Raw genomic sequence first — 13,115 nt, 5'->3', positions numbered from 1 at the left:
GGAAGTGACGACGAAGGGAGCGGGTCGGTGCCGCCGCAACCCTCAGGGCTGGAGCCAGAAAGCTGCCCCGCTTCGTTGCTCGTCGGTTAAAGGTATATTTCATACCTTCGCTCTCCTCGCGCCTCGCCGGACAGCTTTCTGACCTCCAGCGCGGGCATGTCCTATTTTTGAGATGACTTCTGGGGAGTTTCCCTGGGCATGGCCTGAAGATGGCTTTGCGACACAGGCCGGAACGGACTTTGCCCATCAAGGCTGGAATCATCCGCGGGGAGAAAATCGCCGCCCAGGGCGAGGTGGAGATTGGTGCGCTGGACCAGGCGTTCGCCCCGCAGGCGGATGAGGGCGGTTCGCGCCTGCAGTTCCTGGCGCTGCACCGCCAACACCTCAAACAATGAATCCGCCCCCTGTTGGTAGCGGATTTCAGCCGTCTTGCGGGCTTGGCCATAGTTCCGCACGGCCTCGGTGATTTTTTCCTCCTGGCCCGTCAGGGAACTTTCCCGATCCAGTCCATTTTCCACTTCCTGGAAGGCACGAAGGGCCACCGCGCGATAACGCGCCACCGCTGCTTTTTGTTCGGCCCGGGCTTCCTCGAATTCCGACTGGCGGAGGCCGGCGTCGAAAAGCGGTTGGAAGAGGGCGGCACCCAAGGTGGTGGCGGCGTTGATCGGATTGGTCAGGCTGTTGAGGGCATTGGAGACCGAGCCGAGCGAACCGGTCAGGCCGAGGCGCGGCAGACGGGCCGCTGCAGCGGATTGGGTGAACTGGAACGCCGCCGCCACTTGGCGCTCCGCCGCCACCACATCCGGTCGCCGCTCCAGCATTTCCGAAGGCAATCCGGAAGGAATGGGCGGGGGCACCGCCTGCAACGAGTCCGCCACTTTGAGTTCCGCCGCGGGATAGCGGCCCAGGAGTATTTCCAAGGAACGCACCGACTCGCGGCCGGCCGTCTCAGCGGCCTGCATGGACTGCTGGGATGTGGCCAGGTCGGCCCGGGCCAGGGCATGGTCCTCCTGCGTCACCGTCCCCATGTCGGCACGCGACTGAACAATGGCCAGCGTGCGCGTGTAACTGGCGACAAAATCCCGGGCCAGGTCTAGCTGGCTTCCGGCCTCCACGGCCAAGAACCAGGATTTGGCGATTTGTGCGGCAAGGGATTGGCGGGCCGAGGCGTATTCCGAGGCGGAAGCCCTCCATTGCTGCCCGGCCCCGCGCTTGGCCGAGGCGATGCGGCCCCAAAGATCCAGCTCCCAACTGATATCCAATGAAGCCCCCACACTCGCCGAAGGCAGTCCTTTGAACGGGATGCGGCGATCCCCTGCCCCGTTCAAATCCAGGGCGGGGAACAAGGCGGCGCCGGCGCGCTTGGCCGCCGCACGGGCCGCTTCCAGACGGGCCGAAGCTTCGAGCACGTCGGGGTTGCGGTCGAGTCCCTCGGCCACCAGCGCGGTCAGCCGGGGGTCCCCGAAATCAGCGATCCAGCCCGTGCGGATGCCGTCGCCCCCACCACCAGCCTTCCAACCATCTGCCGGAGCCAAGGCCGCCATGTCGCTCCGGGGAACAGGTTCACGACCGGCCCCGGCACAGCCGGCCAGGAACAGGACTAGCCCCAGGGAAACGCCCCAATCAGAACATGAGAAGCGACGACGCACGGATCATGCTGGACCCCGCCGGACAGGAAGGCAAGCGACCGGAAATACAGCAGGCGTCCGGGCGCAGAATGCTTCAACGGGCCCGGGACACTGGGTTTAGATATGGATCGACTGGCCCTTGGCGTTGAGGACGGCTTCCTGGATCATTTCCGAGAGGGTCGGGTGGGCGTGGATGGTGGAGGCGATTTCTTCAAACGTGGCCTCCAGTGTCATGCCCAGGGTGAATTCGGCGATGAGCTCGGTCGCTTCGGCCCCGACAATGTGGGCCCCGAGGATCTCCCCGTGCGGGTCGCCCAGCAGAACTTTGATGAAGCCATCGGCATCTCCCGAGGCGACGGCCCGTCCGCTGCCGCGGTAGGGGAATTTGCCCACCTTGAACTTGATGCCTTTCTCTTTGGCCTTCTTCTCCGTCAGTCCGACGCTGGCCACTTGGGGCTGGCAATACGTGCAACCGGGGAAAACCGACACTTTGTGCGGCTTCTTGCCCTTGAGGAACATGCCCTCGACGGCCTCGATGGCCTCGTGCGAGGCCACGTGGGCCAGCCAGGGCGGGCCGATGATGTCGCCCGCGGCAAAAATGCCGGGGACGGTGGTTTCGTAGTTTTCCTTGGTTTTGACGTAGCCTTTTTCCAGTTCGATCTTGAGGTCTTTGTCGAAGATCGCCTCGGCATTGGCCTGCACACCGATGGCGATGAGGAGGGCATCGGCCTCGATGGTTTTGGAAACCTTGCCGGAAACGGTGAGCTTGACGCCCTTCTTGCCCACTTCGGTCTTGTCGACTTTCGTCTCGGTCAACACTTCGATGCCGGACTTGGTGAAAGAGCGCGAAAGGTGTTCCGCGACCTCGTGGTCCTCGACGGGCAGGATTTGGGGGAGCATCTCGATGAGAGTGACCTGGGTGCCGAAGCTATTGAAGAAATAGGCGAACTCCACCCCGATGGCCCCGGCGCCGATGATGGCGAGGGACTTGGGCTGGGTCTTGTTGGCCAGGGCCTCGCGGCTGGTCATAACCCGTTGTCCGTCGACCTCGACTCCGGGCAGACGGCGGGCCACGGTGCCGGTGCAGACGAGGATCTTGTCGCCGTCAAGGATCTGTTCTTTGCCGTCGGCGGTTTTGACCAGGACCTTCTTGTCTTTGCGGATCGAACCGGTGCCGACGACGTAATCGACCTTCTTCATGCGGAAGAGGGCTTCAATGCCCTTGGCCATTTTATCGGCCACGCCGCGGCTGCGCTCAACCACTTTGGCGAAGTCGAAGCTCACGTCCTTGGCGGAAAGGCCGTATTCAGCGGCGTGTTGGAAATGACGGTACAGGTCGGCGGATTTGAGCAGGGCCTTGGTGGGGATGCAGCCCCAATTGAGGCAGGTGCCACCGGCGCGTTCCTGTTCCACGACCATGACGGACTTGCCGAGTTGGGCGGCGCGGATGGCGCCGACGTAGCCGGCGGGTCCGCCGCCAATAACAATCAAATCATATTTCATAAAGGGACTTTCACCGCAGGGCGCGCGAAGGGTGCGAACAACGGACCTTCAATATTCCACCAGACCCGCTGGTGGACAAGTGCTTAAATCTGGAGAGGAGGACCGGTCAAGCCACCAACAGGGCCGGGGCTTCGAGGAGGTCTTTGACTTCCTTCAGGAAGATGGCGGCGTCGGCGCCGTCGACCACGCGGTGGTCGGCGGATAGGGTCAGGCTCATGCGCTGGCCGACCACGATCTGGCCATTGGCATCGACCACGGGTTTGGCCACGATGTTGCCGACGGCCAGGATGGCAGCCTGGGGTGGGTTGACGATGGCGCTGAAGCGGTCAACGCCGAACATGCCCAGATTGGAGACGGTGAAAGTGCCGGTGGTGTATTCCTCGGGCTTGAGTTTGCCCTCCTTGGCACGGGCGGCCAATTCCTTGGCTTCAAGGCTGATCTGCTTGAGGTTCTTGTCCTGTGCGTCGGGGATCACGGGCGTGATGAGGCCACCGGGGATGGCAACACCGAAAGCGAGGTGGACCGAACCGTTCATGCGCACGGCATCCTCTTCCCAGAAGGCATTGACCACGGGTGCCTTGCGCATGGCCACGGCACAGGCTTTTAGGACGAAGTCGTTGAAACTGAGTTTGACCGGAGGCTGGGTTTTTTCCAAACGGGCATTGAGAACGGCCCGAAGCGCCATGCAGGGGCCCATGTCGATTTCCATCTCCTGGTAAAAATGGGGAATGGTCTGTTTGCTCTGCTGGAGGCGCTTGGCGATGGTCTTGCGCATGTTGGTCAGGGGCACACGCTCGTCGCCCTTGCCGATGTAACCGGTGGCGTGAAGCCATCCGGAGCCGCCGGAGCCTCCTGTTGAACCGAGGGCCAGCACGTCCTTTTTGACGATGCGCCCGCCGGGCCCGGTGCCCGTCACCCGGGAAAGATCGACCCCGTTTTCGGCCGCGATCTTGCGGGCCAGGGGAGAGGCTTTGGCCCGTCCCACCAGTCCACCCACGGCCTGGGGGGTCGGCAGAGGCAGTGCGGGCGCGGAAACAGGTTCAACGGCCGGAGCCGAGGCAGACGCCGGAGCCGCCTCCTTGACGGAAGCGGCGGCAAATGCCGCTTCATCAATTTTTTCCCCTTTTTCACCAATAAAGGCAATGGGAGCCTTGCAGGCGGCCGCGGTGCCGGCCGGGGCCAGGATCTTCAGCAACACCCCGGAATCAAAGGCCTCCAAATCCATGGTGGCCTTGTCGGTTTCAATCTCGGCAATGACATCGCCGGAGTTGACCGTGTCCCCCTCTTGCTTGAGCCATTTGACGACCGTGCCCTCGGTCATGGTGTCGCTGAGCTTGGGCATGGTGATGGCGGTGGGCATGGGGAAAAGTTTTAAGTTTTAGGTATTAAGTTTTAAGCAGAACAAGATCTAACCCACGCTGAGGGCCGCTTTGACAATGCGGTCAACGTTGGGGATCTGGAAATCCTCAAGGGGTTTGGAGTAGATTGCCGGGGCATCGATGGCGGAAAGGCGCTTGATCGGCGCATCAAGGTCGTCGAAGCATTTTTCCTGGATGAGGTGGCTGATCTGGGCGTCGACGCCGCAGAAGGGTTTGTTTTCTTCCACCAGCAGGACACGGTGGGTCTTGCGCACGGATTCGCAGATGGTGTCCTCGTCGAGCGGGCGGATGGAGCGGAGGTCGACCACTTCGACACTGAGATCGTGTTCGGCCTGGAGGAGTTCGGCGGCCTTGAGGGCCATGATGACGCAACGGCCATGGGCCACGATGGTCAGGTCTGTTCCCTCGCGCTTGACGTCGGCCTTGCCGATGGGGACGAGGTATTCTTCCTCGGGCACCTCCCAGGACTCGCCATAGAGAAGGGTGTTCTCCATGAAATAGACCGGGTCGTTGTCGCGGATGGCGGATTTGATCAGGCCCTTGGCATCGTAGGCGGTGGCGGGACAGACGACCTTGAGGCCGGGGACATTGGCGATGGCGTTTTCCGGGGTGTGGGAGTGGGTGGCACCGACGTTGGTACCGCCGTTGGCCGGGCCGCGGACGACGATGGGGCAGTTGATTTTTCCTCCGGACATATAGCGCACGGCGGAGGCGTTGTTGATCATCTGGTCCCAGGCCACGTAGGCGAAGCTGAAGAACATGAGTTCCATAACCGGGCGGATGCCGAGCATGGAGGCGCCCACGCCCATGCCGATGAATCCGGCCTCGCTGATCGGCGCGTCAACGATGCGTTTGTCTCCGTACTTGGCCCACATGCCCTCGGTGACTTTGTAGGCGCCATTGTACTGGGCCACTTCCTCGCCGATGATGACCACGTTCTCATCGCGTTCGATTTCTTCGGAAAGGCCCTCGCGCAGGGCCTCGCGGTAGGTGATTTTGCGCATAGGGAAGTTATTCGATTTCGTCGTTGAAGAAAATGCGGCCCTGGGAGGTACGGCCGTCGGGCTGGTCGGTTTCCCAGTAAATGTCCTCGCGGATGGATTCACGGGAAGGATAGGGGCTCTGTTCGGCGAAGTCGGCCGCGGCCTTGGCTTCGTCCTTGGCCTCGCGGTCGATGGTCTCGTATCGCTGTTCGTCCAGATGACCCTCGGCGATGAGCTGGTTCTTGAAGAGCTGGATCGGGTCCTTGGTGGTTTTGTAGTTTTCGATCTCTTCCGGGCTGCGGTATTTCTTTTTGTTGGCGTCGGCGACGGAATGGCCTTCGTAGCGGTAGGTGTCGATCTCGATCAGGGTCGGCCGGGATTTCTGGTGGGCACGGTCGAGGGCGATTTGGACGGCGGCGCGTACCTCGTAGAGGTCGTGGCCCATGCACTGCTGCCAGTCCATGTCGTAACCCTCGGCGCGCTTGGCCAGGCACTCGCGGAAGGCCGAGGAACGGGCCAGGCTGGTGCCCATGGAATAACCGTTGTTCTCAATGACGAAGATGACGGGGATGTCCCAGAGGGAGGCGAGGTTGAGGGATTCGTGGAAAGCACCCTGGTTGACCGCACCGTCGCCCATGTAGCAAAGGCAGGAACCGGTCAGGCCCTTGTATTTGACCGCGTAAGCCAATCCGAGGCCGAGCGGGGTCTGACCGCCGACAATGCCATGGCCTCCCCAGTAATTCTTGTCGGGGGCGAAGAAATGCATGGACCCGCCCTTGCCTTTGGAACAACCGGTGGCCTTGCCGAAGAGTTCGGCCATGCATTCATTCATGCCCATGCCGACAGCGAGCGCGTGTCCGTGGTCGCGGTAGGCGGTGATGACGTGGTCGTGGGGTCCACAGAGGGAAATCGAACCGACGGCAACGGCTTCCTGGCCGTTGTAGAGATGGAGGAATCCACCGATGTTGCCGCCCTGATAGGCTTGGAGCGAACGTTCCTCAAAGCGTCGGATGCGGACCATGGTGCGGAGCAGGCCGACCTTGGCTTCCGGCTTGAGCGACTTGTTGACCGGAGCGTCGGCAAACGAAGAGGGTTGGGGGGCTTTTCGGGTGGCTTCCAGAGTGGACATAGTGGGGTCGGTTGGCTTTAGGAATGCGGCTTGCCAGCGTAGCGGAATCGTCCGCTGCGACAACAAGTTTGTGACCCGCGGCGGGGTGGGAATAGGACAGCCCGTTCCGTGCCAACCTCGGGACGCCCCAAGTTAAAAGTTCCCGGGAGAAATGCAATAGTCCGGGTGGGAGGATGCGCTTGATTCTTGATTTCCCCATCGGGTGAGTCCAAAAAAGGTCGTGGCCATGCTTGTTCCTCTGGCCGGGCAGGAAGCATCCTGGCCGGAAGCCTTCCCCCTGACCGAGGCTGAATTCTTCATCGGGCGCCTGCCCGGCAGTGCGATCATGAGCACCAATGACTCGGTCAGCCGCCAGCATGCCCGCTTGGTCTTTTACCAAGATGCCTGGTACATCGAAGATCTGGGCTCCCGCAACGGAACCAACGTTGAAGGCCAGGCCGTCACGAGCACGATCTTGGGGGACGATCAAATCATCCAAACTGGCGACCTATGGTTCGGCTTCACCCTGCGTGATCCCGAGCAATTTGACGCCGATTCCTTCGCCAGTTGGGCCGCGGAGATGCGGCAAAAGGCCGGACGGATTGAGCAACAAGCGGCCGCCGAGCCACCGGCCCAGGTACCCCAGGCCCTGCCCAAGCCACCGGCGGCCATCCTGAGCAACACCATGTCCCTGGCCGTTTCCCCGGCAACGCGGGCTTATCCTCCGCGCGAACCGAAGAAAAACGCCAAGGTCTCGGCCATTCTCCACCTGCCAGGAGCCACCTCGGCCACCGTATCGGCCTCAGCATCAGCTGTGCAGGAGGCCAAACCAGTCCTCGTGCCCTCATCTTCCACCGCCGCTCCTTCCTCCCTCAAGGTCACCGGACCCGATTACCTCTGGTATGCCGTCATCGTCCTCGCCGTGGTCGGCCTCATCCTGGCCGTGGTCGTTTTTGTCGTCCGCCACAACAATCGCGACAGCGACAGCGGCTCAATCTTCCAGCCCCGCTCCCCCCAATACCTCGTCGCCCAACAAAGTCACGGGACAGTCCGGTAGTTTGGCCAGAAAGGCCTTGCCGTAGGACTTGCTCAAGATCCGGGCGTCCAGGATCGCCACCTGCCCGTGATCGGTGGCCGTGCGGATCAACCGCCCCACCCCCTGGCGGAATTTCAGAATGGCCTCGGGCAGGGAATACTCCCGGAATGGATCGCCCCCGCGTTCCTCGATCCATTCCAGCCGTGCTTCGATCAGCGGATGGTCAGGGACGGCGAAGGGCAAACGGGTCACGATGACGTTGACCAGTGCTTCGCCGGGCACATCGACCCCCTGCCAGAAGCTGTCCGTCCCGAAAAGCACGGCATGGTCCCGGCTCTTGAAGTCGTCCAACATCTTCTTGCGCGACATCCCCCCGCCTTGCAGCATGAAAGGCCATCCCTGCTCCGCCAACCAGCCCGCCATGCCCTGGGCCACGCGTTGCATCGCCCCGTAGCTGGTGAACAGGACAAAGGCCCGCCCTCCGGTCTGGCCGAGAAAGTAGCGGATCCAGCGCTGCAGGGCTTCCTCGTATTCGCGTCCCTGCGATGGTTCGGGCATGCGCTTGGGGATGAATACTTTCATCTGCCGGGCGTAATCGAAAGGTGAATCCAGTTGCAGTGTGTCGGCCTCGAAGGCCCCCACCCGTTTCTGGAAATAATCCAATCCCTCACCCACAGACAAGGTGGCACTGGTCATGATCGCGGTGTTGCCCGGCTTGAACAGCATGGGTTCAAGCACCCCGGCCAGGTCCACCGGCGCCCCGTGCAGTTGCAGGGCTCCGGAGGATCCGCGCCCGCTCCGCTCCACCCAATAAACATAGTTCTCATGCGCCTGGGATAGAAAAACCGAGAGGTCGTCTTTGAATTCGGCGAAGCGCCGGGCCATGTCTCGCAGTTCCACCTGCTGGGTTTCGTCCTCGGACGACGCCGCGGCATCCAGCAGGGCCTGCCGGAGCTGCATCGCCGGAAGTGAAAGCGAATCTTCGACCACATCGGGCTGCCGCACCCTCCACTCGTTGCCCTGGTCGAACCGGCAGGCATTCTCCAATTTGGAAAAAAACTCGTCCACCCGGTCCAACAGGTCCACCACCATCCGCTGCCCTTCAGTGTTGCGGGCCAGCACCAACAATCCCTTGCGCGTCGTGGGGTGGTAGAGCCGGTGCAACTGGTAGCGCAAGGAGGAGGATCCCACACTCAATCCGATGTGCCGGGCAGCCGCCGACTCGAGGTTGTGGGCCTCGTCGAAAACGACAAAGTCATTCGGAAACAAATACCCGCCCCCGGCCATCATGTCCTCGTCGATCCCGCCCAGGCAGGTGAAGAACAGGGTGTGGTTCATCACCACCACATGGGCCTCGACCAGTCGTTTGCGGGCCTGTTGGTAGAAGCACTTTGGGTCGTTGCCGCAGGTCCGGGGGGTGCAGACATGGGCCTCGCTGCAGACCTGGGCCCAGACCTTCGGGTCCGGCGCCAGATTGAAATCGCTCAGCGTCCCGTCAGTGGTGGCCTGCCACCATTCCCACAAGCGTTCCAATTCGGCTTTCTCGCTGGTGACGAATAAATCGGCCGCCAACTGCCGCGCGCGTTTGAGGCGGTGCGGGCAGATGTAATTGTGCCGTCCCTTGAGCAGGGTGGCCTGGAAATCGAAGGGCACGATCTTCTCCACCAAGGGGATGTCCTTGTGGAAAAGTTGCTCCTGCAGGTTGATGGTGTAGGTCGAGACCAGGGCCTTGCGCCCCTGCTCGACGGCGAAGTGCACCGCGGGCAGCAGGTAGGCCAGGCTCTTGCCGATGCCCGTTCCGGCCTCGACCACCAGATGGCGTTCGTTCTCGAGCGAACGGGCCACCGCCGACGCCATTTCCTGCTGGGGTTGGCGGTGTTCGAAGTTCTTGGCCTTGGAAAGCAACCCACCGGGGCCGAACATCTCCCGCACCCGGGACTCCAGGCCGTTGTCCCAGGGTTGAAGGGGCGCAATCATGAACAGAGCAGCATAACGCCGTCCCCCGGTGAATCGATGGGAAATTCGTGTGCCCGTCCACTTTTCACCGCCCTGAAAGACGATGCCCACCGCGAAGATCGCGAAGAATCGAGCCCCCTCGGCTAACCCCGTCCCAAGCGCCCGCTTTCACGCAGCCATTCAGCCAGGCCGAAAATCAAATCCGGTCTCACTTTGCCCGCAGCCAACTCATCCACACTGAAGGGCAGACGTTCCGACCAATTGCTTTCACTCACCGGCCCGGGGACGTTGAAACGCAGATCGAGGGCGAAAAAGTCGGTCACGGTCAGCACGGCCAGCCAGGACGGACATTCCAACAATTGTCGGCAGGCCGCCTGGTGAACGGCCGGTTCGAACTCCCTGACCAGACGGGAATCGTCCAACCCGGCAAATCGAAGCAACCGGTAAATCTCCCACGAGGCTTCACGGGCGTCCTGGGCCAGCCCCTCGTCGCCCTGCTTGATCACTCCCCGGCCCCAGTCCCGTTCGATCTTGGCCCACCATCCCTCCCACGTCCCCTTGAGGGTTTCGTGGTCATGGGTGGACAGGGTGGCCAGGGTCAGTTCGGGATAATCCGCCGGATCCTTGTATTCGCGTGTGGCATCGTCGCGCTCAAAAAGCGGGATCTTGAAACCACTGATGCCCAGTTCCAACAAGCTGGGGCGCACGTACACCGGGACCACGCCCAAGTCCTCGGCCACGATGACCGCATCGCCCGCCGCCTCTTGGAGAATACGGAGGATCTTCTCCCCGTCGCGGCGATTGGCCTGGCGGTTTTCCTCGGAATGGTCGTCACGGGGCAGGAAACGCGGGACATCCCCGGCCAAGGCGCGGGCTTCCGCTTCGCCCATGCCGATGAACCGTGCGTTGTCGCGCGGCTGCCACGGGAAGGAAAAGACACGATAAAATCCCAGAACGTGGTCGATGCGGAACATCTTGAAAATGCGGGCGGTCTGGCGCACCCGGCGGCGCCACCAGGAAAATCCGTCCGCTTCCATGGCCGCCCATTGATACAACGGCACACCCCAGTTCTGCCCCCATTGCTGGGTGAAGGGATCGGGCTGGAAAAAGGGCTCCGGCGGTGCACCGCCCGACCACTCCAGATCGAATTGCTGCGGACGGGCCCAGACATCGGCGCTGGAACGGCTCAAACCGAAGGGAATATCCCCCATGAGTGCGACCCCGTGCAGCGCGGCATGCTTTTGTACGGATTCCCACTGGCGGTAAAGCACCCATTGGACGAATTGGTAGAAGCGACATTTCACATCGAGGCGTCGTCGCTCCACCACCGGCAGCTCCGCCACCCACTCCATCGCGGACTTGAGCGTCCGGCATTCCGGACGCCAGGATTCCCACATCGGCGAATCGTCATGATCGGCCATGAGGGCGCGGAAGAGCGCGTAGGGTTCGAGCCATTCGCGTTCGTCCCGGCAAAAGACCTCGAATTCCCGGCCTTCCGTCGCGAAATCCGCCCGCTCCGTCTGGAAACCGGCAAAGGCCTCGCGGGCCAGCTGCCACTTGATGGCCTTGACCTTGGCATAAGCCACCGGTCCGCGACCCAGATCCGCCGCCAGATCGTCTGGACAAACCTCGCGTCGGGCATCCGGGGTCAGCCCGGGCAACAGACCGGGTTCGGCCGCCAGGGTGGTGATATCGAGCGCGCAAGAACTGATGGCGTTGTAAGGGCTGTTGTCGCCGCTGGTCTCGTTGATTGGCAGGACCTGCAACACACGGAAACCCCAGCGGGCACAGACATCGACCATCCGCCGGACGGACTCGGTGTCCCCCACCCCCAGGTCACCCTTGTGGCGGAGGGCGAAAACCGGAGCGAACAATCCCGCTTGGCGGGAGGGGGCGGACGATGGGGTGGGCATCTGCTGACATTCCCCCGCTGCCCTACGGGCGTCAAAACCAAAAGGCGGGCGATGTGGCGACGGAATGCCTTTCTATGGCCGGGGAACGGATTCCCCGGCTAATGAATGAAAAAAATGAACACAAAAAAACGGCGCGGGATGGCTCCCGCGCCGTTTCCTTGTATCCGCTCGGGGATCAGTAACGGTAGTGCTCGGGCTTGTAAGGGCCGTCCACGGGCACACCGATGTAGTCGGCCTGGGCCTTGGTCAGGCGGGTCAGCTTGGCCCCGATCTTCTCCAAGTGCAGGCGCGCCACTTCCTCGTCGAGTTTTTTCGAGAGGCGGTAGACGCCGGGCTTGTAGGTGTCCTTGTTGTGCCAGAGGTCGATCTGGGCCAGGGTCTGGTTGGAGAACGAGGCCGACATGACAAAGCTCGGGTGACCGGTGGCGCAACCGAGGTTGACCAGGCGCCCCTCGGCGAGGAGGAAGATGGCCCGGCCGTCGCCGAAGACATACTTGTCCACCTGGGGCTTGATGTTGACGCGCTTGGCGCCCGCAAGGGCATTCAGCTTGTCGACCTGGATCTCATTGTCGAAGTGACCGATGTTGGCGATGACCGCCTGGTCCTTCATCTTCTGCATGTGCTCTACGGTGATGATGTCGGCGTTACCGGTGGTGGTGACGTAGATATCGGCCCTTCCGAGGGTGTCCTCGATGGTGGTGACTTCGTAACCTTCCATGGCGGCCTGGAGCGCACAGATCGGGTCGATCTCGGTGATGATGACACGGGCGCCCTGGCCCTTGAGCGACTGGGCGCAGCCCTTGCCGACATCGCCGTAGCCGCAGACCACGGCCACTTTGCCGGAGATCATGACGTCGAGCGCGCGGTTGAGTCCGTCGATGAGCGAGTGGCGGCAACCATAGAGGTTGTCGAACTTCGACTTGGTGCAGGAATCGTTGACGTTGATGGCGGGGACGAGGAGTTTGCCCTCTTCCATCATCTTGTAGAGGCGGTGGACGCCGGTGGTGGTTTCTTCCGAAACCCCGCGCCAGTCCTTCACCACTTCATGCCAGTGGAAGGGATTCTCGGCCTTGATCTTCTTGAGCAGGTCCTTGATGACCTGTTCTTCCGTGCTCTTGGAGGCGGAATCAACCCATTTGTCCCCGTCCTCAAGTTCCACGCCTTTGTGGATGAGCAGCGTGGCATCGCCGCCGTCGTCGACAATCAACTGCGGTCCTTTTCCATTGGGCCAGGTCAAAGCCTGCCAGGTGCACTCCCAGTATTCTTCCAGGGTCTCACCCTTCCAGGCAAAGACAGGGATGCCGGCCTTGGCGATGGCGGCAGCGGCGTGGTCCTGGGTGGAGAAGATGTTGCAACTGGCCCAGCGGACGTCGGCCCCGAGATCCTTGAGGGTCTCGATGAGAACGGCGGTCTGGATGGTCATGTGGAGCGATCCCGTGATGCGCACGCCGTTGAGCGGCTTGGTGGCGGCGTGCTTCTTGCGGATCGACATCAGGCCGGGCATTTCCTGCTCGGCGATTTCAATTTCCTTGCGTCCCCAGTCGGCGAGGCCGATGTCGGCGACTTTGTAGTCGTGGGTCTTGGCGGTGGTGGTGGCTGTGGTGCTCAT

The 13,115-nt window shown here is 62.0% G+C and carries 9 protein-coding genes; 1 reads left to right on the top strand and 8 read right to left on the bottom strand.

Annotated elements, in window-relative coordinates; all coding sequences use genetic code 11:
• Positions 1-161 precede the first annotated feature (161 nt).
• From SFU85_09480 to pdhA, 5 genes are all read right to left on the bottom strand, one after another.
• Entirely contained in the window at positions 162-1,649 is a 1,488-nt protein-coding gene (locus tag SFU85_09480) for a TolC family protein (protein MDX6767010.1), read from the bottom strand.
• A gap of 96 nt (positions 1,650-1,745) precedes the next feature.
• Positions 1,746-3,131, bottom strand: coding sequence for a dihydrolipoyl dehydrogenase (gene lpdA / locus SFU85_09475; protein ID MDX6767009.1), 1,386 nt, complete (start codon positions 3,129-3,131; stop codon positions 1,746-1,748).
• Between the two features lie 106 nt (positions 3,132-3,237).
• Positions 3,238-4,491 (bottom strand): dihydrolipoamide acetyltransferase family protein, encoded by a 1,254-nt coding sequence (locus SFU85_09470; protein MDX6767008.1) that lies wholly within the window; start codon positions 4,489-4,491, stop codon positions 3,238-3,240.
• A 48-nt stretch (positions 4,492-4,539) separates the two neighbouring features.
• Positions 4,540-5,514 (bottom strand): alpha-ketoacid dehydrogenase subunit beta, encoded by a 975-nt coding sequence (locus tag SFU85_09465; GenBank protein ID MDX6767007.1) that lies wholly within the window; start codon positions 5,512-5,514, stop codon positions 4,540-4,542.
• 7 nt (positions 5,515-5,521) lie between these two features.
• Positions 5,522-6,622: a pyruvate dehydrogenase (acetyl-transferring) E1 component subunit alpha gene (gene pdhA / locus SFU85_09460; protein MDX6767006.1), complete on the bottom strand. Its 1,101-nt coding sequence runs from the start codon at positions 6,620-6,622 to the stop codon at positions 5,522-5,524.
• Positions 6,623-6,824: 202 nt separating this feature from the next.
• Here pdhA and SFU85_09455 point away from each other — a divergent pair, with 202 nt between their 5' ends.
• The gene (locus tag SFU85_09455) at positions 6,825-7,658 is read left to right on the top strand and encodes an FHA domain-containing protein (protein MDX6767005.1); all 834 of its coding nucleotides are present in this window, start codon (positions 6,825-6,827) and stop codon (positions 7,656-7,658) included.
• On the opposite strand, the gene SFU85_09450 is transcribed toward SFU85_09455, so the two are convergent.
• The 3 genes from SFU85_09450 to ahcY all read right to left on the bottom strand — a co-directional run bounded on the left by SFU85_09450 (position 7,593) and on the right by ahcY (position 13,115).
• Positions 7,593-9,614, bottom strand: a complete 2,022-nt coding sequence (locus SFU85_09450; GenBank protein ID MDX6767004.1) for a helicase C-terminal domain-containing protein — start codon at positions 9,612-9,614, stop codon at positions 7,593-7,595. The genes SFU85_09455 and SFU85_09450 overlap by 66 nt on opposite strands.
• 122 nt (positions 9,615-9,736) lie before the next feature.
• Positions 9,737-11,506: a 4-alpha-glucanotransferase gene (locus tag SFU85_09445; GenBank protein ID MDX6767003.1), complete on the bottom strand. Its 1,770-nt coding sequence runs from the start codon at positions 11,504-11,506 to the stop codon at positions 9,737-9,739.
• A gap of 175 nt (positions 11,507-11,681) precedes the next feature.
• A complete protein-coding gene (gene ahcY, locus SFU85_09440) occupies positions 11,682-13,115 on the bottom strand; it encodes an adenosylhomocysteinase (protein ID MDX6767002.1) in 1,434 nt (477 codons plus the stop codon).

The organism is Candidatus Methylacidiphilales bacterium (genome assembly GCA_033875315.1).
Taxonomy (GTDB): domain Bacteria; phylum Verrucomicrobiota; class Verrucomicrobiia; order Methylacidiphilales; family CAZTYG01; genus JANRJG01.
This window is presented reverse-complemented; position numbering and strand designations above follow the sequence as displayed.